Origin of the sequence: Kribbella sp. NPDC026596 (genome assembly GCF_040638415.1) — a bacterium.
GTDB lineage: Bacteria > Actinomycetota > Actinomycetes > Propionibacteriales > Kribbellaceae > Kribbella.
Window position 1 is genome coordinate 1 of record NZ_JBEZYF010000012.1, and the last position, 19,337, is coordinate 19,337.

General features: G+C 65.7%; 18 protein-coding genes and 1 pseudogene. 6 read left to right on the forward strand and 13 right to left on the reverse strand.

Annotated features, from left to right (window positions below):
* Nucleotides 1-136 precede the first annotated feature (136 nt).
* Nucleotides 137-484 carry a hypothetical protein gene (locus AB0E63_RS12195; protein ID WP_360364583.1) on the forward strand — a complete coding sequence of 116 codons (348 nt, stop codon included), beginning with the start codon at nt 137-139 and terminating at the stop codon, nt 482-484.
* Between the two features lie 66 nt (nt 485-550).
* On the opposite strand, the gene AB0E63_RS12200 is transcribed toward AB0E63_RS12195, so the two are convergent.
* From AB0E63_RS12200 to AB0E63_RS12230, 7 genes are all read right to left on the reverse strand, one after another.
* Nucleotides 551-904 (reverse strand): hypothetical protein, encoded by a 354-nt coding sequence (locus AB0E63_RS12200; RefSeq protein ID WP_360364585.1) that lies wholly within the window; start codon nt 902-904, stop codon nt 551-553.
* Between the two features lie 87 nt (nt 905-991).
* Nucleotides 992-1,288, reverse strand: a complete 297-nt coding sequence (locus AB0E63_RS12205; protein WP_360364587.1) for an antibiotic biosynthesis monooxygenase family protein — start codon at nt 1,286-1,288, stop codon at nt 992-994.
* 413 nt (nt 1,289-1,701) lie between these two features.
* Nucleotides 1,702-2,127: an SRPBCC family protein gene (locus AB0E63_RS12210; RefSeq protein ID WP_360364589.1), complete on the reverse strand. Its 426-nt coding sequence runs from the start codon at nt 2,125-2,127 to the stop codon at nt 1,702-1,704.
* A gap of 1,200 nt (nt 2,128-3,327) precedes the next feature.
* Entirely contained in the window at nt 3,328-4,626 is a 1,299-nt protein-coding gene (locus tag AB0E63_RS12215) for a cytochrome P450 (RefSeq protein ID WP_360364591.1), read from the reverse strand.
* 11 nt (nt 4,627-4,637) lie between these two features.
* The gene (locus AB0E63_RS12220; RefSeq protein WP_132196197.1) at nt 4,638-5,000 is read right to left on the reverse strand and encodes a hypothetical protein; all 363 of its coding nucleotides are present in this window, start codon (nt 4,998-5,000) and stop codon (nt 4,638-4,640) included.
* Nucleotides 4,997-6,229, reverse strand: coding sequence for an NAD(P)-binding domain-containing protein (locus AB0E63_RS12225; protein ID WP_360364593.1), 1,233 nt, complete (start codon nt 6,227-6,229; stop codon nt 4,997-4,999). The genes AB0E63_RS12220 and AB0E63_RS12225 overlap by 4 nt, the downstream gene beginning before the upstream one ends.
* Before the next feature lie 28 nt (nt 6,230-6,257).
* Nucleotides 6,258-6,818, reverse strand: coding sequence for an OsmC family protein (locus tag AB0E63_RS12230; protein ID WP_360364595.1), 561 nt, complete (start codon nt 6,816-6,818; stop codon nt 6,258-6,260).
* 108 nt (nt 6,819-6,926) lie between these two features.
* On the opposite strand from AB0E63_RS12230, the gene AB0E63_RS12235 reads away from it, so the two are divergent.
* Entirely contained in the window at nt 6,927-8,732 is a 1,806-nt protein-coding gene (locus AB0E63_RS12235) for a BTAD domain-containing putative transcriptional regulator (protein WP_360364596.1), read from the forward strand.
* Between the two features lie 161 nt (nt 8,733-8,893).
* On the opposite strand, the gene AB0E63_RS12240 is transcribed toward AB0E63_RS12235, so the two are convergent.
* Both AB0E63_RS12240 and AB0E63_RS12245 read right to left on the reverse strand, forming a co-directional pair.
* A complete protein-coding gene (locus AB0E63_RS12240; RefSeq protein ID WP_360364598.1) occupies nt 8,894-10,075 on the reverse strand; it encodes a cysteine desulfurase family protein in 1,182 nt (393 codons plus the stop codon).
* A gap of 854 nt (nt 10,076-10,929) precedes the next feature.
* Complete coding sequence (locus AB0E63_RS12245) at nt 10,930-12,102, reverse strand: tyrosine-type recombinase/integrase (RefSeq protein ID WP_360364600.1); 1,173 nt, start codon at nt 12,100-12,102, stop codon at nt 10,930-10,932.
* Between the two features lie 902 nt (nt 12,103-13,004).
* Here AB0E63_RS12245 and AB0E63_RS12250 point away from each other — a divergent pair.
* The 4 genes from AB0E63_RS12250 to AB0E63_RS12265 all read left to right on the forward strand — a co-directional run bounded on the left by AB0E63_RS12250 (nt 13,005) and on the right by AB0E63_RS12265 (nt 17,095).
* Nucleotides 13,005-13,703 (forward strand): DUF5343 domain-containing protein, encoded by a 699-nt coding sequence (locus tag AB0E63_RS12250; protein ID WP_360364602.1) that lies wholly within the window; start codon nt 13,005-13,007, stop codon nt 13,701-13,703.
* The gene (locus AB0E63_RS12255; RefSeq protein ID WP_360364910.1) at nt 13,703-14,257 is read left to right on the forward strand and encodes a TIGR02391 family protein; all 555 of its coding nucleotides are present in this window, start codon (nt 13,703-13,705) and stop codon (nt 14,255-14,257) included. Before AB0E63_RS12250 ends, AB0E63_RS12255 begins: the two co-directional genes overlap by 1 nt.
* Before the next feature lie 522 nt (nt 14,258-14,779).
* Nucleotides 14,780-15,997 (forward strand): 2'-deoxycytidine 5'-triphosphate deaminase, encoded by a 1,218-nt coding sequence (locus AB0E63_RS12260; protein ID WP_360364604.1) that lies wholly within the window; start codon nt 14,780-14,782, stop codon nt 15,995-15,997.
* Nucleotides 15,998-16,465: 468 nt separating this feature from the next.
* Nucleotides 16,466-17,095: a hypothetical protein gene (locus AB0E63_RS12265; RefSeq protein WP_360364606.1), complete on the forward strand. Its 630-nt coding sequence runs from the start codon at nt 16,466-16,468 to the stop codon at nt 17,093-17,095.
* Between the two features lie 346 nt (nt 17,096-17,441).
* On the opposite strand, the gene AB0E63_RS12270 is transcribed toward AB0E63_RS12265, so the two are convergent.
* The 4 genes and pseudogenes from AB0E63_RS12270 to AB0E63_RS12285 form a co-directional block, all read right to left on the reverse strand.
* On the reverse strand, nt 17,442-17,759 hold the full coding sequence (locus AB0E63_RS12270) for a hypothetical protein (protein WP_360364608.1): 318 nt from the start codon (nt 17,757-17,759) through the stop codon (nt 17,442-17,444).
* On the reverse strand, nt 17,756-17,926 hold the full coding sequence (locus AB0E63_RS12275; RefSeq protein WP_360364609.1) for a hypothetical protein: 171 nt from the start codon (nt 17,924-17,926) through the stop codon (nt 17,756-17,758). The genes AB0E63_RS12270 and AB0E63_RS12275 overlap by 4 nt, the downstream gene beginning before the upstream one ends.
* 210 nt (nt 17,927-18,136) lie before the next feature.
* Nucleotides 18,137-19,099, reverse strand: coding sequence for a hypothetical protein (locus AB0E63_RS12280; protein ID WP_360364916.1), 963 nt, complete (start codon nt 19,097-19,099; stop codon nt 18,137-18,139).
* Nucleotides 19,100-19,153: 54 nt separating this feature from the next.
* A pseudogene (locus AB0E63_RS12285) lies at nt 19,154-19,333 on the reverse strand (helix-turn-helix transcriptional regulator); the annotation flags it as partial.
* Nucleotides 19,334-19,337 lie beyond the last annotated feature (4 nt).

Below are 19,337 nucleotides of genomic sequence, written 5' to 3' on the forward strand. Positions count from 1 at the left end.
ACGCTGACGGGCCCAGCCCCATCACCGCTATGCAGGGACAGACGACGGACGAGGCACCGACCAATCACTTGACGCAAATCGCCTTACGCTGATGTGCGGACGTTGACCATATGGCTGGGCATGCACAATGTCAGCCATGCTGCCCTCCGCTTCACGACGGCGCGAACGTCTTGCCGTCGAGGCCGTAACGGTGCTCTGTTACGAAGCGCTCCTGGCCATTCGGGGCAGTGCCTACACGGGCCAAGTCCAATCCTTGGTCGATGTCGGCCCCGTGGATGTCGATGTCATGGAATGGATGCGATTGCTGGCAGATGCCTGCCACAACCTGCCGAAGTCCTTACAGCCGTCCGTGGCGGCAGGTCGGAAGCATCGGGCAACCGATGCCATCCAGTACCTGTTTGCTACAGCTAGCCCGCTCCAGCGGCAGTGGCTTGTGGCCACGCTTGCTAGCAACGACATCGATGTCGAGGACCTGACTGGCTAGCCCTGGCGAACGTCCGCTCGTCGCACGAGCGCGCGCATCGCAGCATGAGCGGGCGCTGATGCACAGTCAGCAGGTGACGTGGAGCACTGCGTGGACCTCACGCCTGTCGACGCTCGCGATCAGGCGGCAAGCGTCCTCTGTTGGGATGGCGATGAGGTCCACGCCTCGGCGGCCAGCCTCGTCGGTGACGTCGGGCATGATCGGCAGCGAGCCGTAGACGCCGGTGCCGATGATCAGCCTGCTTCCGCCCCAAGGGAGCTCCTCGGCGGCCGACACTGGCGTGTGCCCGAACTCGTTTCGGTATGGCTTCGAGGGTTTCTTCTTCCGTTTCCGAACCCGACCGCCTTCGATGACGATGTCGTGTTCGTACTCCCGCCCATCGACCTCGATGGCGCCGAACCTGAGTAGTCGCACTTCCATGCGGAGACCTCCTGGAGCGTCATTGGCCGCGCTAGCGGCACGCGAACTCCAACAAACCCACCTTTTCCATGCGGGCGCCTCAAGTCCTCAGTCCTGCTCCTCCACCACGTCGTACCAGACGGTATTGGACGGTCCGTCCTCCAGCCCGGCCAGTTCCGCGCGGGTTGCCTTGAACGCTTCGTCGTCGTGCCAGTGGGCCCAGTGCTCCCGTGACTGCCACGTGCCGATGATCGCCCGCCGCTGCGGGTCGTCGGCCTCTCTGAGCAGCTGCACGGCGACCCATCCGTCCATCTCGGCGGCGGCACGGACGCGCTTGTGCATCGCCCGGTCCCACTGATTACTTGCCTCGTCCTTCAGGGTCACGGTCGTGACCACGGTCATCATGGCTTTGGCTCCTCGCGTCTCGGACATTCCTGGCTGTCAAGGTGTGCCCCTCGTACGACATAAGCACCCGCCCGATGATCGGGGAACCCCGAAGCTGGCTCCCAAGGACCTCTCGGTGACGCTGAAGGTGCACGGTGCCCGGGCCGGGCCCATCGCCCTTCCCGTTGCGCCGGGGCGTGGATCGCCCTGATTCAAGGCGCCAAGCCCTGCAGTCGCCTGCGGCGGAAGGCACCCGCCAGCGGGCCTCGCGAACGCGCTGATCGCGGCTAAATGAGTGCGCGCCCGGCGTGCTAACTCGGAGTGTTTGCCCGTGTCCTACGACGTCTTCTTCCGGCGGTTCGTTCATGGCGACGCGGAACCCAGTGGTGGCGTAAGCGCGTCGCTCCGGGCCGGGTGCCGGGACCTGCGCCGGCCTACTGCTGCTGCTCCGCCGAAGCCTTCAGGTTGTGCAGCGAGGTGTCCCAGCGCTTCCCGATGTCGCGCGCGGCGATCGGCGCGGCGAGCTTACCGAGACCCTTGAACTCGACCTCGTCCTCGACCCGGAGGCTGGTTCCGCCGTCGGAGCGGTCCAGGCTGTATCGGAGGTGCCGGGAGAAGGTTCTTCCCGTCTGGTCCTCCTCGAGCACGGTGGGTGCCTCCGACCGGGTGACTCGGGCCTCCACCTCCTCTCGCATCCGGGTGCGGAACAGGTGGTCGTCCCGGGTCCCAGGCCCTGGGTACTCGGGTGAGCGTGAGCGGGTCTCGAGGTAACCGTCGAACCACCGCTCGGGGGTCGCGAGCGCCCGCCAGACCGCCTCGGGGGGTCGATCGATGTCGATGCTCTTGCTGAAGTGAGCCATCGCCCCTCCTTCTTTCGAACCGCACTGACATTATTCCCTGTCCGGCGGTGGCGAGGGGTCCGGAAGAAGAACTCGTCGTTCCTCTACAACGACACCCGCACGATGCACGAGCGCGAGGGCTTCACCTACAACAGGCCCAACGGCCAGGGCAACTGCGTGATGGCGCGCGAGGTGGCCCCGAGCAAGCGCGGCTGAACCGGTCCAGCGCTCGACGGGAGACCACGGCTACCCGGCACCGCGCCGTCTCCAACGAGTCGCTAATGCGCGCGCGGCCTCGGAGCTTTCACTCTCCGCGGCATGTGCGGACGATGGTCATACCTGATCGGGTGACACGCAGAGGGCCACAATCTGGAGTGACCGTCGCCGACTCGCCCGGTCAGCACGCCGTTCGTGCTGGTCCTCGATTCACAGGGACAGCGCTGCGAGGCCCGCGATACCAACGACTAACAGAGTCTGACCAGCTCGCGCTCGCAGGTACTCGCCGTTGCTGAGTACCTGGTATCCGTGCTCACGCTCGACCAAGTCTGTCGCGAGCAGCAGTGGTCGGCCTAGTTCTCCGACGATCGCAAGCAGATACACGCCCGCGCCGGCCCACGCAGATACCGCCAGCGGGTCTTCGACGATTGCGCTCCTCAGCAGACCCAGTGGAGCGAACGCGCACCAAGCGCCCGCGCTTGCCCAGCCAATCCCTTGTGTGATCGGGCGACGGGATCGACGGCTGTTAGGAGGCAAACCATCGCGAGCATCACACCCATGGCGGTGAGCCCAAGTGCGTTGCTGCCCAGTGCACTGTTGATCATGCCGCTCGATTGTCCGATGTTCGCTGGTCACTGTCGCGGAGATGGTACTGCCCATGGCATAGCCAGCCTGAAAGATCGGTAGACGGCACGCTCACCGGCCGGTCCTAAGCCTGGACAGGTGCCCGCCGAGCGACCTCGTTCGCCGCTGGCTGACTCTTCGCAATCGCACGAATCGCGGCTAGATCCGCGCAGTGAACGAGCCGACGATGCTTGTATGTGTATGCAGGATTGCCAGTGGGCTGTGTCGAGGTCCGCGCGCTGCGAGACGCCACGATGCGGGCACCCGAGTCGTCGTTCTGCTCGATGATCCCGGGCCGCGGGCGCCGCGCAGATGAACCGTTCTGCTACGCCGGACATTGATGCAGTTGACGCCCCTCACCGGGGAGGTTCACCGAACCGATCATAGGGGACGGTCACTCGCGGGCTCAGCCTGGACGTCCTCTCCGTGATGTCGGCGTGTTGCAAGATGTTCCTCTTGTGGGGCGAGGATGACCGGCAGCTCGTACAAGCCGCGTAGGACCAGTCCGTCGCCGTGGCTCCAGCGCAGCGCCGACCGCGGGAGGGCCATCCGCATGGTGGGGAAGCGGCCGTGCAGGGTGGTGAAGGCGATATCTGCTTCGAGCCGGGCCAGTCGGGCACCCAGACAGTGGTGGATGCCGTGGCCGAACGCCAAGTGGCTGGTGTTCGCCCGGGCGATGTCGAGGGTTTCGGGGTTGGCGTAACGGTCCGGATCTCGGTTGGCGGCGGCCAGCGAGATGATCACCTGAGCGAACGCCGGGATGACGGTCCCGCCGAGGGCGACGTCCTCCCGGGTGTATCTGAACGTCGAGTGCTGGACCGGTGCGTCCCATCGCAGGATCTCCTCGATCGCGTGCGGCACCAGGCTCGGGTCCGCGACGAGCGCGTCGCGCTGTTCGGGGTGCAGGAGCAGCGCGACCGTCCCGTTGCCGATCAGGCTGGTCGTGGTGTCGTGCCCGGCGACGATGAGCTGGAAGATCGTGGAGAGCATCTCCTGCTCGGACAGCGCGTCGTACTGATCGGCTGCGTGCACGAGGTCGGTGACTAGGTCCTCGCCCGGGGTGGCGCGCTTGCGGGCGAGCAACTCGACCAGGTATCGCACGATGCTCCCGGAGGCCGCGACGGCCTCGGCCGGAGGCTCGGGCGCAGACGACGGCGCTAGCAGCGTGGTGAACCAGCTCCCGACGTCGTCCCGGTCTGATTCCGGGACGCCGAGCAACTCGCTGATTACCGTGAACGGTAGCGGGAAGGCGAAGCCCTTGACCAGGTCGACCACCGCGTCGCCGCGCGCCTCGAGGTCGTCCAGCAGCCCGTCGACGATCGCCTGGACACGTGGCCGGAGAGCCGCGATCCGCGGCCGGCTGAACGCAGCCGAGGCGAGTCGGCGCAGCCGGGTGTGGTCCGGCGGGTCGGCGCCGAGCATGTGCCGGGCGAAGGCGGGGCCAGGCAGGCCTTCGGCGACCACCGCTCCGTCGCGTGCGAGCGCGGCGTGCATGTCCTTGGACAGGCCGGCGTGGTTGAGAGCGGCCTTCGCCTCCTCGTAGCGAACGATCAGCCACGCTCGGTGGCCGTCAGCCAGCGTCACCTCGTGCACCGGCCCGCCCGCGCGGACCTGCGCGAACAGTGGGTACGGGTCGTCCCGGTCGTAGTCGCCCCATTTCTCGAGGGCAGGGTTGCGCATCTGGACCACCCCTAGATCTCGCGGAAGCCCGAGCAGAGCAGATCGATTGTGGCCAGCCGGCCGTCGTCGATCTTGCAGATCGCGGTCTGGGTGCAGGCCCAGCGGGTGCCACGCTGGGCCAGGTCTAGCCGGTAGTGGATCAGCAGCAGATCGGCCACCGCCTCGCCGGCCGACTCCACCAGATCGACGGTGTCCATGTCGGCGAACCATCCACCGACGCGGGCGACGACGGCCTCGCGGCCGTACTCTTCGATCGGTCCGCCAGGCAGTAACGCCCGCAGCCGGACAGTGTCGGTGACTGCAGCGGCCAGCTGGACGGTGTCCCGCCCGGCCACGGCCACGGCCATCGCCGTGGCTTGGGGATGCTCGTTCATGACGCGCTCCATCCGTGGTGGCCGGCCAGGCCGTCGAGATGGCCGGCGAGGTGCATAGTCAGCTCGGTGGCGTCCTTCGCCGCCCCGTCGATCAGGCTCGACTTGCGGCGGCGAAGGAACGGCATACCGATCAGGTACAGGCCCGGGCAGGCCGTCACGCCGCCGTCGTGGACGACGCGGCGTCGGTGGTCGAGCACCGGGACGTCGAGCCAGGCCAGATCGGGCCGGTATCCGGTCGCCCATACGATCGTGGCGATCTCCCGGGACCGGAGGTCCAGGGTCAACGGTGTGGTGGGCACCACCGTCGGTGCGAACCGCTCACCGCGCGCCCCGGCCCAGGTGTCGATCGTGTCCAGCAGCCGCCCCAGCTTCAAGTCGGCCAGCGCGCACACGTTGGACAGCGAGCCGGAGAACTGAGCGACTCCGTTCTCGATCCCGGCCAACCGGCCGACCAGCCGCACCCCGGCCGAGGTCAATGCATTCAGGTCGACCGTCCGGCCCGGCGAGCCAACCAGCTGCATGGACGGGAGTTTCCGCGCTCGGACCAGATCGTCGACCTCGTCGTAGCGCTCGTCCAGCACTCCCGCGGCGTCCAGCCACCACAGGATGTCCCGGCCGCGGTAGGTGCGTGGCATGCGCACGTGCTCGCCCACGGCGAGGGTGACCGGGCGGCCGGAGCGGTGCAGCTCGTCGGCGAGCTGAACCCCGCTGGCCGAAGCGCCGACCACCAGCACGCCGCCCGGGGGCAGTTGGCTGGGACTGCGGTAGCCCGCCGGGGTCACGGAGGTGATTCCGGGCGGCACCCGACACGCCAACGCCGGCACCGCGGGCATCGTCGCCGCCCCGCAGGCCAGCACCACCGTCGGCGCGCGCCAGGTGCCCTGGTCGGTCCGCACCACGTAGCCGCTTCCGGCTGCCCGCACCGACGTGACCGTCGTGCCGGTCAATATCGGCGCCGCGGATACATCCGCGTACTCCTCGAGCATCGCGGCGACCTGCTCCGCGCCGAGGTAGCCGTCGGGATCGGCACCCCGGTAGGCATAGCCGGGCAGCCGGGTCATCCAGTTCGGGGTGAGCAACCGCAGCGAGTCCCACCGCTGCGTGTGCCACGAGTTCGCGATCTCGCCACGTTCGAGAACCACGTGGTCAATCGAACGAGTGGCGAGGCAGTGACTCATGGCCAGCCCGCAGTGGCCAGCACCGACGATCACGGTGGTCGTGTTCGGCACGGCTGCGCCTCCTGCTCGCTCGAACCGATCAGGCGACGTCAACGGTGACGCGCGTCGGGCTGGTGAGGATGTCGTAGACCGCGGAGCGCTTCTGCGACTGGGCGACCAGCGCTCGGATCTCCTCGGCGGTGGCGTCGGCGTCGATCTGGTAGCTGACGGTTACGCCGCTGAAGCCGTTACGGACGTCCGGGTCGGCGCCGAGAATTCCGTGCAGGTCCATCTCGGCGGTGAGAGTAGCCTGCACCGACCGTAGCTGGATCAACCTCTGCTGGGCGACGGCCGCGACGCCCGCGGTCAGACAGCCGCCGAGGGCGACCAGGACGTACTCCACCGGCGTGACGCCGTTGTCCTGTGCGGCGAACTGCAGCGGGTGGTCGACGTCGTAGCTGAACGTCGCGTGGTGCTGCTGGTCGTCGCCGAAGCCGTAGAAGGTCTCGACGTCCGAGCGGCTGTGCGTGCCGTTGACCCACGACACCGTCGACCGCCACTGGAACTGGGCGATCTCCGGAGTGTCGGCCAGGGCGGCGCGGACGCCGAGCAGCGCTTCGACGTTGACGCCGTTGTCGACAGGGATCTCCGTTGTGGTCATCTGGTGCCTCCTTGATGTGATGCATGGTCGTCATGTGGTTGTGCTGCACCATGAGCCGAACCTCTGTGACGTGGCCTGTGACAGGCGACGTGGTGGGACAATCCGTCCATGGCGGAACCGCTCGCTATTCATCTGCTGGGTCCGCAGCCGCACGTGGTCAGGGCCGAGCATCGGCAGCCGGCCCCCCGCGGTCGCAAGGTGTGGGCTCTGCTCGCGTATCTGTTGATCACGGAGTCGGCGCCGAGCCGCGAGTGGCTGGCACAGCTGTTGTTCTGCGACGCGAACGATCCACTCAACGCTCTGAGCTGGAACCTGACCCAGCTGCGCCGGCTCCTGGGCCACGGATCGAACATTGCCGGCGACCCGATCGTTCTCCGGCTGCCGCATGGGACATTCGTTGACGTTCACGCTCTGACAGCAGGCACCTGGATGCAGGCGATCGACGTGCCTGGCCTCGGTCGTGACCTCTTGGAGGGCAAGACCTTCTCGGCCTGCCCGGGCTTTGATGTGTGGCTGCTGGCGAGCCGACGACGGCTGGCAGGAGCAGCCGAGAGCGTGCTCCGGGAGGCAGCGCGAGCAAAGGTATCGGCGGGTGACGGTGCTCGCGCGGCGGAGCTCGCGAGTCGGCTTGTCACCGCCAATCCACTCGACGAGGATGCTCAAGAACTTCTGATCCGGGCGTATGTCGCGAGCGGTGATCGACCTGCGGCCGAGATCCAACGAGATGCCTGCATCGCGCTTTTCCGGCACGAGCTCGGGACCGACCCTGGCGTCGGCGTTCTCCAGGCCGCGGAGCCAGAGCATCAGCGCGCCTTGCCGCATCGGCGACCCGCCAGGACCGCGACAGTTGCCCAGCTCGAGGCAGGCACGGGTGCCCTTGATGCAGGAGCTGTCGATGCGGCGATCAGCCTCCTACGACAGGCGGTGGCCGACGCGCACGACTTGAACGATGGTCCGCTTCAGGTGCAATCCCTTGTCGCGCTCGGATCGGCGTTGGTCCACAGCGTCAGGGGACGCGATGGCGAAGGTGCCGGTGTCCTGCACGAGGCAATCGGCGTCGCTGATCGGATCGGTGCTCCGGAGTCAGCCGCCCAGGCCCATCGCGAGCTGGGTTACGTCGAACTGCTGAGGGGACGCTACGACCGAGCCCAACGGTGGCTTGGGAACGCTGCGAAGCTGGCCGGTGAAGAGTCAACCGAGCGAGCCTGGGCGCTCGCTGTCCAGGGCGTGGTCTCGACAGATGTCGGTCGCTACAACGATGCCTTGAACGCCTTCAACGAAGCCCTGGGTCTGGCGCAGGCGAGACGGCTTGGCCAAGTTGAGACGTGGGTGTGGACGTTCACCGGACGGGTGCATCTGCTGCGCCAGGATCTCGAGGAGGCACGCAAGTGCCTCACCGAGGGACTGGCGTGCGCGCGCGCCGTACGCTGGACGGCGTTCGTGCCGTTGCCCGAGGCATTGCTCGCGGATGTCGATCTGGCCGAAGGCCGGGTCGACGCGGCATCGACCGCTTACGAGCACGCACATGCTCTGGCGCTCCAGTTGGGCGATCCGTGCTGGGAGGGCTGCGCGGGTCGCGGCCTCGGCCTGGTCGCCGCGCACCGCGGCGACACCACGACCGCCCTGCGCTGGATCACCGAGGCCCGCCACCGTTGTGTGCGCCTGCCCGACGCTTACCTGTGGGTGGAGGCCTACTGCCTCGACGCCCTGTGCACGCTCGCCATCGAGCAGCGATGCGTCGACGCCGCGCAGTGGATCGACGACCTGGAAGCACTGGCGACCCGCACCGGAATGAGGGAGCTCGTCGCTCGCGCCTACGCCCACCGAGGCAAGCTCGGAGACCGCGCGGCAGGCGCAGCGGCGCGGGTCCTGGCCGCAGAGGTCGACAACCCCGCACTACGACGCCTCGAATGACTTCGAAGTCGGCCCGGCCACCTCGCAAGCGGCGCTTGACGCCGTCCCCACCGCTGGCTCACGACTGCACGATCTCGGCGGTCGTGGCCTGCATCGGCATTCGGGTTGACATCGAGGTTGCACGCGGGAGTGCTGTGTGCTCGTTCTGGGGAGGCAGCCGCTCAGCCACCGCTGGTTGTCAGTGCGGCAGCCAGGGAGTCAGCGGCCGCGGTGACCTGCTGCGGTGTCGTCCATCGGCCAACTGACAACCGCAGTGCTGATGCCGCTTGCCGAGGAGTCAGGCCCAGTGCCAGCAGGCTCTCTGATGGCTGGTCGTCGCCGGAGTGGCAGGCCGAGCCGGTGGAGCCAGCGACGTCCGGTGCGGCCGCTAGCAGTTCTCGGCCAACCACATCATCTATCCCGATGTTCAGGGTGTTGGGTAGGCGAAGGGTGGGATGACCGTGGAGGTGAACGCGAGCGGGCAGCCGCTCGGTGAGTTCGGCCTGGAGTTGATCCCGCAGCCTGGTGAGGCGGGCGGTCTCATCGGCAGCGAGGCCACGTGCAGCGAGGTCGGCGGCCGCCCCGAGGGCAGCGGCGAAAGCGACGTTCTCGGTGCCGGCGCGCAGGCCGCGCTCCTGCCCTCCGCCGCCGATGAGTGGTTCGAGCGTGACATCCTCGCGGATATAGAGCGCGGCTATGCCCTTCGGGGCGTACATCTTGTGACCCACGGCTGTGAGTAGATCGACTCCGAGCTCGTCGACGTCGAGGTCGACCTTGCCGGCGCTTTGGGCGGCGTCGGTGTGCAGGAGGACGCCGCGCGGCCGGGTGATCTCGGCGATGTCGGCGATCGGCTGCAAGGTGCCGGTCTCGTTGTTGGCGTGCATCACGGTCACCAACACCGTCTCGGGGGTGATCGCGGCCCGGACGTCACCGGGGTCGAGGCGGCCGAAGCGGTCGACAGGCAGGTAGGTGACGTCAACGTCGTGCCACCGTTGCAAACGTCGACATGCGGCCAGGACCGCGGGATGCTCAGTGACCTGCGTGATGACGTGCGGTCGGCCTTTGACGGTGTCGGCGCGGGCCAGCACCGCACCGCGGACGGCCAACGCGTCGGCCTCAGTGCCGCTGGCAGTGAACACGATCGTGGCTGGAGCCGCGTGGAGCAGGGCGGCGACCTGATCGCGCGCTCGCGCGAGCAACCGACCGGGTCCCTCGGCGTAGGCATGAGCGCTGGAGGGGTTACCGAAGTCCGTCGTCAGCGCTGCCTGGATCACATCCACAACGCGCGGATCCACCGGAGTGGTGGCGTTGTAGTCCAGGTAAACCGGTCGGCTGGTCAACGCCGGGTGCTCCACCTGATCCACTGCACCACCTCCTGCCCGGATATCCCTGCGGACGAGCGTATCCCCGATGCCGGAACAAGCCGCGACAGACGAGCTGATCCGCCGCGCGGCGCACAAGCGTCGACCGGTCGGAATGGCTGGCAGTCCGCGAGCGGCAACGTCGCCCCGGGAGATGGCCGCAGCCCACCACCCGGGCAGTTGCAGGCGAGGTGAGTCAGGCTCGCCGCCCAACGACTGACCCATGCGCACTCAATTCGGCTACTTGTTTCATTGACGGCACGGCTGGGTTCTGTCGAGTCTCGGTCGAGGTGCCCAGGCGCGAAGCCGCGAGTGCAGATAATGCGGGTGTCGCAACCCGTTGTGGCCACCAAGGCCTGCGTGGTCGTCGGTCCAGGTCTGCCCGAACTTGTCTCGCTTGTATCCAGACACCCCGGGCCAGGCGGCAATGACACGGATCTGGCGAAGTTCGGCAAAGATCAGGCTTGGCCGTGCCGGTCGCTGGCTGGACGGTGACGGGATTGCTGGTGGGTGTGGTTCGAGGCGGTGGGTTTCGACTCGGCCGGGTCGGCGCCGGATACTGGAAAGGCGCACCCGGCAGCCGCGAAGCCGAGCACAATCATGGCGGCCAGAAGGGTTCGCATCACGCGACCTTAAGATACGGCTGAGTCTGGCCCGCCTCACGTAACGGCTCAGCCTCATCTCAGTCGCTACGAGCGGCGTGATCTGGGCTCACGCTCAGCAGTTCAGCCTGGGAACACTCTGGGAACCAAGAGGGGTCGATTCGAGGCAACTGGAGTCAATAGCCACCGAACTGGCGTTGGCTGGTTACGCCTGGAGGGGCCTACGTCGGTGGGTGCGTCGGTTTCCTAAACCGTTTATCCCTGACGGGTCGAGTTGCCCCTAGGCGACTCGGTTGCTCCTGATTTGACCTTGAACGCGGTGCCCTCCTGGTCCAAGACAACGGGTCGTCGACCTCGCGATGCCCGAATGAATCCCTCGGCCGCCAGCAGAGCGATAGCACGATGAGCGGTACCGGCGGCGACGCCGTACCTGCGGGCAAGATCCTTGACGGGCGGGAGAACGTCACCCACTCCCAGCGCCCCGCATCTGATGGCTCCGCGCAGATCGCGAGCGATCTGAATGTACGGTCCGCGCGGTGTCGATCCTTCTTCGGCGACGTCGGAGCTTGCGCGGCCGACAGCGCCGTTAGCGAGAGCTCCAGCCGGGCGGGCCGGCATACGACCGGCGAGGGCCGGGGCCGCACGTTGATCTGCCTCAGCCAGCCAAGCAGCGTAGACGCGGAGTGTTGTAGCTCCGCCACCGCCATGGCCGAGTCGGCCCGCCACGGCCCTGATGTTCACGCCCGCGTTCAGCAGCTCCGTAGCGGAATAGTGCCTGAGCTTGTGAAGCGTGCTGTCGATGCCGAGCCGGCGAGCCATGCGTTCGAACCGATGGGTCGTAGTGCTCGGGTCTAGGAATGTGCCGTGATCCGGCGCGAGGGAGAAGACATAGCCCGTGTCGTCCATCCTGACGCCGAGCTCCTCAGCTTGGGCCTCGGCCAGGGCTCGATGTTCGCGGAGAACTCCCGTGGTCTCCTCGTCGAGCACGATTCTTCGGTGCTGGTGGGTCTTATGTCCTTCTCGACCCACTCGCCGTTCTCGCCTTTCCCGATCGCCCGCTCGATGACGACCACGCTGTTGTCGAGCTCGAGGTGGTACCAGTGGAGCGCGCAGAGCTCCCCACGACGTGCACCTGTAGTCATGGCGGTCCAGACGAACACACCCCAGTCCGGCCCTCGTTCCCACGCCTCGTTCACGAGCTGCGCGGCCTCCTGGGCCGTTGGTGGTCCCGGCTTCGCTGTCGGCATGGCCTGCTTCCTGGCGACGTCTGCAGGGTTGACGCCGATCCAGCCCCACCGCACAGCAGCATCGAAGGCATCGCTCAGAATCCAGTGGACCGAGCGAATCCCTGACGCCTTGTAGGGCTTGCACTGATGTGGCTTGCACATACGCTCGCACCTGCGGCACGCAGGATCGAACGGCTCGCACGGTCCGAACGGACCGTGCTCGTCACAGACGTGCGGGTGCGTAGTGCGGTGCTGAATATAGTCCCGCCCGTTGCAGTGGTCACGGCAGCGCCGGAGGTCAGCGTAAAGCGACTCAAGCGTGTCAGCCTGGATCCGCGCGATCGGGGTCGATCCGAGAATCGGGCGGAGGTGCTTGCTCGCCTTGCTGGCGTAGTCCCGTCGGGTTCCGGGGGCGACATCGAGTCCGACTTCGAAGTAGCGGTCGAGCAGCTGGTTGAGAGTGGCGGAGGTCCGTGGCGCTCGTCTCTCGTCAACCTGGTTCTGAAGCCTGGTGAGGGCCTTCTCAGCCTTGCGCTTGGCGTCGGGTCCGGCGGCGATGGTCTCCCTGAGGTACACGGGCTTCCTGGTGACCGGGTCGACGCCGGCGTAGACCCGGACCCTGTATGCGCCGCCGCGCTCCTCGATGTTGCCTCGATGTTTGCGGGCCCTCTTCTCTGCCACGCTGGGATCGTACGAGAGCGTTCATGCCCACCGCCATGCCCATGCCCAGAGCAGAGGTGCGTGTCGTCGGACGATGAGGACGGTCAGCGCACGAAAAAGCCCAGGTCAGAAGGGGTTTCTGCCTGGGCTTCGTCTGCGCGCTCGGAGGGATTCGAACCCCCAACCTTCTGATCCGTAGGAGCCTGCGTCATCGGCTGGCAGACCTGCTGCCCGCTGGGCCGCCGTGCCACAGGGAGCCCAAGTGATCAGATCGTGCGAGGCCGTTGGGGTACGACTGGGGTATGGAAGATCAAGCCGCTTCAGCCCCTCCCGGCTACCCTGAATGGCCCAGACTTCGCGTGTCCGCCTGCCAACCCGACGATCCTCGGGTGTACGTTCGTGAGTCTGGGGACTTATCACTCGGTATGCAATCGGGGGTCATCGATGGCGGATTCTCCTACGGCCTATCCAAAGGTTCCGGCAAAGGCGTGGCGTGCTCTTCAGGAACGAGCAAGCTCAGCGCCGTCAGTGAAGTTCTCACCTCAGTACGTCGCATCGCTCCTCGATCTGGGGAGTCCTGACAGCGCCCGAGCTAACGTCGTAAACCCAATGCGACGTCTCGGGCTTATCGATGACGACGGCGGGTTGACAGATCGAGGTCGCAAATGGCGAGTGAAGGAGTCGTACGGCGCTGCCTGTCAGGAGATCTTGGATGAGGTCTATCCGGATGACCTAGCGAGCCTGACGGACAATGCAGGCGCCATCGATGTCACGAAGATACAGTCATGGTTTGAGCACAGCGGGCTAGGGACGTCCAATGCTCGCCAGATGGCAGCGACCTACGCGATGATCGCGAAGAAGCAGCTACCAGAAGCCGGTTCGGCTGAGGCGAATAGTCAATCAGGCCAGCGTGCGAGGTCAGAGCCGCGCAAGGCCAAGAAGGCTACGGTCCAGCCGCCGAAGCCGACCGAGACGACCGTTCACGAGCATGGCAGCAACCCCGGCGAGGGTGTTGGCGGCGGTGATGGGCATCATCTGCCGAAGGTTCACCTCGATATTCAGATCCACATACCTGCCGACGCAACCCCAGAGCAGATCGATCAGATCTTCGCCAGCATGGGCAAACATCTGTACGGTCGATGATGCATAGTGACGACCTTCACCTGAGTATCCGCCTGGCGCGTCGGATAGCCGGAGATGTTGCAGAGTTCCGTCACGCACGTAACGGCGAGCAGGTCGAATCTCCAGACCAGGCCACCCTCGAGCCTGCGGAACCTCTGCTGGCCGAATACGACAGGCGAGTGATCGACTCGGATCTCCGGGCGGCGACTCGGACGCGCTTCATTTCGACGCACTATGCCGACGCTGTGGAGGCTAGTGTCAAGGTACTGAACGAGTGCGTACGCAGCCGGACGGGTCTCACTCTCGATGGCGACGGTCTGATGACCCAAGCATTCTCTGTCAGCAATCCACTCCTACGACTGAACCGCTTGCGATCCGACAGTGACAAGAGCGAACAACGCGGACACATGATGATGTGCCAAGGAGTAGTTGCAGCTTGGCGCAATCCTCGGGCGCACAGCAGTCAATTCGAAGACTCTCCGCTCAACACGATCATGATGCTTGAGCACGTTCAGCACTTGATCAGCGTTACCAAGTCCGCGACCCGAACTCGTCAGCGTCGGACTGCTCCGTGACCAGATCGCGTCGCCAGTCCTGCCACGTCCCCCTGATAGCTGCCAAACCAGGGCAGCGCGGCGCGGGTCAAGAGTCGGCTTGCCGATCCCGCAGGGACGCGAAGCGCTCTTGAGGCGTGTCGTGGTGACCGGACAATCGGGCGGCCAGGGGGACGGGGCCAAACCGCCGGCCTTCACCGTCAGGAAGCTCGGACTCGGATGGTCGGAGGGAGCGCTTCAGGAGTGGCCAGACGCAGAAGGTGCGCGCGGTGGAGGGCGTCGGCCGGAGGTCGTAAGCCCGGGCCGCGCTGCGCGCCGCTTGCGGCGCGCCTTGATTCTTAAGAGGTCAATCCGGCAGACGCCGAGGTCGCTCCTCCGTCGGTTGATGCGTGACGTTCGTCCGCCAGGTGATCTGCGACGATGGAGAGCGCGGATCGGGCACGAGCGGACGTGGCTTGACTTGCCAGCTCGCATCTCTGCTGGGGCCATGCTCGTGTCGTGTCGCTAGACTCCGACGAACTGCGAAGGAGGAGACTGGGCGTCATGGTGGACCTGTGGACGGGCAACGGTGTGCTGCCAAATCAGCACATAGAGAAGGCGATCTCGGAGGGAGTCATCATCGCCTCCGGCGATGATATCCCGGCCGCCAATGTCCAGCCAGCGAGCCTCGACCTGCGCCTGGGAGATGTGGCGCACCGAATGCAGTGCAGTTTCCTTCCCGGACCGCACACCGTGGAGGAGCGCATTCGGGAGTTGGGCAAGTACGAGATAGATCTCACGGGTGAAGACGGGGCGGTGCTTGAGGTAGGCCTCCCGTACGTCATCCCGCTAATGGAGCGACTCCATCTGCCGCAAGGAATGCGGGCACGAGCGAATCCGAAGAGTTCGACAGGGCGAGCTGATGTGTTCACTCGCGTGATCACAGATCGCGGCCCGCGCTTCGATGACATCCAGCCGGGTTATACCGGCCGTCTCTATCTCGAAGTGGTTCCTCTCTCATTTTCGGTCCGAGTTCGCCGCGGACTCACCCTGAACCAACTGCGCCTGTCTGTCGGAGACGCGGCGCTATCCGACGCGGACATCCGGCGGGAACACGCTGACAGTCCGTTGTTGTCAGTCGCGGGCAAACCTGTGTCCCCGAAGAAGCTCCATCTGTCCTCAGGTCTCTTCCTGGGCCTGAATCTGCGTGGTCCCAAAGGAAAGGGTGTCGGATGGCAGGCGCGGAGCAGTGCTCCGTTGCTCGATCTGAACAGAGCCGGAGGGTCCGATCCGCACCTGTTCTGGGACAAGGTGACTCGAGAGGCAGGCGACCGCATTGTTCTGCAGCCGAAGAGCTTCTACCTGCTGATGTCGCACGAGGCGGTCACGATTCCACCTCACTTGGCCTCAGAGATGGCCGCTTATGATCCCACGAGCGGCGAGCTCCGGACTCACTACGCAGGGTTCTTCGACCCCGGATTCGGATACAACCCCGAACAGCGAGGCGCAGGTTCGACTGCTGCGTTGGAGGTTCGCGCCCACGACGTCGCCTTCATGATTGAACATGGTCAACCTGTCTGCAAGCTGACCTTCGAGCGCATGGTAGAACAGCCGACCATGCTGTACGGCGAACGAGGTTTGGGATCGAACTACCAGGGGCAGACCGAGACACTTGGCAAGCACTTCAAGATGGACAAGGGCGAGACCTTGTCGGCTCCCGCCGTAACGGACCACGGGATGGACCTGGCGTCCGTGCAACTTGACTTCACCGGCGAGGAGTGAGTTCCGTGCCGCAGCTTCCCGACCCAGACGCTTGCCGAGGACCAGAGGATCTGGGCAACCTTGAGCACGATGAGGCAAACGACATCTGGTACGAATGCAGTTACGACCGGCGTCGAGATATCTACACCTGGGCGATCATTCCACCCGCTGGGGATTGAGTCCGGGTGGCTGGCGACGGCGAAATCGAGGACGTGGCCGCAGTGAAGGTTGAATAGCGGCTAGTTCGGACGTCGCGAGCAGTCAAAGAGGACCCGTCGGGGGGCGCGCTTCGCGGAATGGAGTAGGCGACGCCGGCGCAAGGCACTCTACTCGGCACCGTTGGCCGCCATCCCAAGTGCTCGCCCAGACTTGTCGCGTGTCGTACCTGAACCGGCAAAGATGTGTGGCATGTCCGTTGGCGAATCACACTAGACGCGTGTCTGCCGGACAGGCCGAAGACTCTGCGCAAGGATACGTCCCATGGGGTGGATGGAGTTCACGGTTGCGCTTGTCGATCACCTTGCATGGCCAGTCGTAGTCACTGGCGCCCTCATCGGGTTTCGGCGGTCACTTCGGGCCTTGATCGGCAGACTTGACTCATGGGAGGGCTTAGGTCAGAAGGTTCAATTTGGACGCAAGCTGGTTGAGACGGGGAAGCAGGCAGAACTCGCAACCTCTGACGTTGATGAGAAGTTGGTCGAAGCAGACCAAGAAGTTCCGCTAGAGGTAGCCGACAGGTTCTCGATTCTCGCTAGAGACGCGACAGACAATCCCTCGTATTCCATCACCGCCGCTTGGGACGAACTGCAAGGCGCTTTGCGAGACCTGATTGGCGCCGCCACAGCGAACCTAAACCAGCGGGGTCTTTCCATCCGGCTAGGCAACGAAGTTTCTGCGATCCGAACATTGCGCAACCGAGACTACGTGAATGAAAACTTTGTCTCGGCGGTCGACGGTCTGAGACAGTTGCGCAACAAGGTCGCGCATGGTCAGCACAAGCCGACGCCGGATGAGGCCGTGTCGTATGTTCTCAGTGCGCGCGAGCTGACCCGGGCGTCAGAGGCGCTTGCGAACATGATTGTTCAGCGGACGAACGGTGAGATGCCACCCCTCGGATAGGCGCGAAGTCAGGCGGCGCCGCGGGGGCAGGAAGCTCCTCGGCGGGTGGATCAGGAGTTGACCGATCCAGTGCCTGCGCAGGTGGGGCAGGGTTCGTGTTCAGGCTCGGTGACTACCTTGCCGTTCTTGATGCGGGTTTTCTGTACGACGGTCCACCCCTTGCCGTTGCAGGTGGGGCAGAGTTGTCGCGATGGCTGGGTGGGTTTGGGCATCGCTTGTCCGTTCATCAAGGTCTGGACACGGCCGCGCCCTTGCCCAGAGGTGTGTGGAGAGATCCAGGGCAAGGGCGCGGGGTGGTCGGCGTGACCGGCGCGGATGCAGGGATCAGCACGCCGGCCCCGCCGGTTCAAGGGGAGGTGATGGGGATGACCCGGCCGCCGATGAGGTGTTCGAGGCGGTTCTTGACCTCGACGGGGCTGCCGAGGCCGGCGAAGTGGAGGAGGCTCGGGACCAGAACCGTCGTGATGTCTAGGGCCGTGACTTGTTGCACCATGCCGTTGAAGGCATCGGGGGTACTGGCCTGGTCTTCGACGTGGATATAGGCGAGGGCGTATCCCCAGTCGCTGGCGAACCGGGCAACGTCCATCCGGACGCGCTCTAGTTCCGAGCCGGTGATCAAGAGACTTGCGTTGACGTACGCGACGGCCGCGGGCTTGTCGGTCATTGGCCGGCTGCCTCCTCGTTCGTGACCTGGAGGCTGGCGAACCGACGACGCATGACGTCCTCGAAGCGGGCCGCGTACGCCGGATCCGAGACGTGGTCAATGATCAGGTGCGCGCCGAACCACACGCAGACCCGGTGTAGCGGCTGCTCGGTGACCGGCGCGCTCACAGGACTCGGCTCCGCACTGGCAGGACGAGGAGGGTTTCGTCCAGGACGGCACCGGTAAGGAGGATCACGAACGCCGTAAGCATGGTCTGCACCCGTTGTTTTTGAGGGCGAAGCAAGAGCTTCGGTAGCGGTTTCAGTGCGCTACGTGATCAAGAGTGGCGATGCGTAAACGGGGCAACTTTCACAGCTTGTGAAAGTCTGCGCGGCCTGTCAGAGGCCGATCCAGGCGGCGTAGCGGGTAAGTGATTCGGACGGGTGCCGTGAGGTGTGGAGGAGGTCTTGCACGACGCCTCGTACCAGTGGGTGCCGGCGGGCCTGGCCTGGTGCGACCTGGCGGGCGATGTGCAGATGGCGGAGGGCCTGCTCTGGGACGTTAAGTCGCTGGTAGGCGCGAGCCAGGTCGAAGTGGTGGTGCCCAACCCGGGTCGGGAGCCAGCCGCGGGGGAACTGGATGAACTCGCCGAGGTGGATGGCGTGGGAGTAGTCGCCAAGCTCGATCATCGTGATGACGCGATGAGCTGCGACGTTGGTGGGGCCGAAGCCGAACCAGAAGGTTTCGAGGTCTTCGCCGGTCAGGTCGGCGTAGCGCTCAGCCTCGTTGAGATAGTCGCGCACGGCGGATGCGTCGCCGGTCCGCGCCGACAGAACGGCCGCGCCGAGGTTCAACTGACCGGATGCGATCAACGCCCCGGGAGTCTTCGGATCTGTCCCCTCGAGGTGGGCTCGGCCGGCGTTGTTCAGGTGCCAGCATGTCTCGTAGTCGTGGCAGCGCAGGTACGCCGTGATCCGCAGGTACTCGCGGGCCGCGCGAAGTGCCGGTGCCCGATCGCCTGCCTGTCGAGCTGCCCAGTCCATGCGGTTCAGCGCGATCAGCGACAGGTCGGGATAGCCGGCCGCGATACCGACCGTGTGCGCGCAGCGGTACGCCTCCGCCAGCAATCCCCAGGCGTCGGCTCGGTCGGTTCCGGTCCAGGTGTTTGCCGCCGCGTGCAGTTCGGCATATAGACCCGGCAGGACCGGAGTCATTGACTCGTACCGGGCCGCCTGACCAACGACGTTCGCGACCCGGACCGCCTCGCGAAGGACGGGCAACGGACGAGGTGTGATGGTCTCGTCTGGGTCCAGGTCGTACAGGTCGAGCTGGGTGCGTACCCGGCCGAGCATCTTGCCCAACCGTTGGTCCTGCGTCGTCTCGGGTGCTGAATTCCCAAGCAGGACAGAGATTTCGACGCCCAGCGCTCGTGCGCACGCCGCCACGAATCCCTCACTGGCGGGACGGCTTCCGCTCTCGACCTTCGTCAAGAGGCTGTACGAGACATTCGCCAGCGTCGCTAGGCCGTGTTGGGTCAACTGCCGGTGCTTACGCAGCAACGCGATCCGCGCCCCAACTTCCACCCTGCCGCCCATCGTC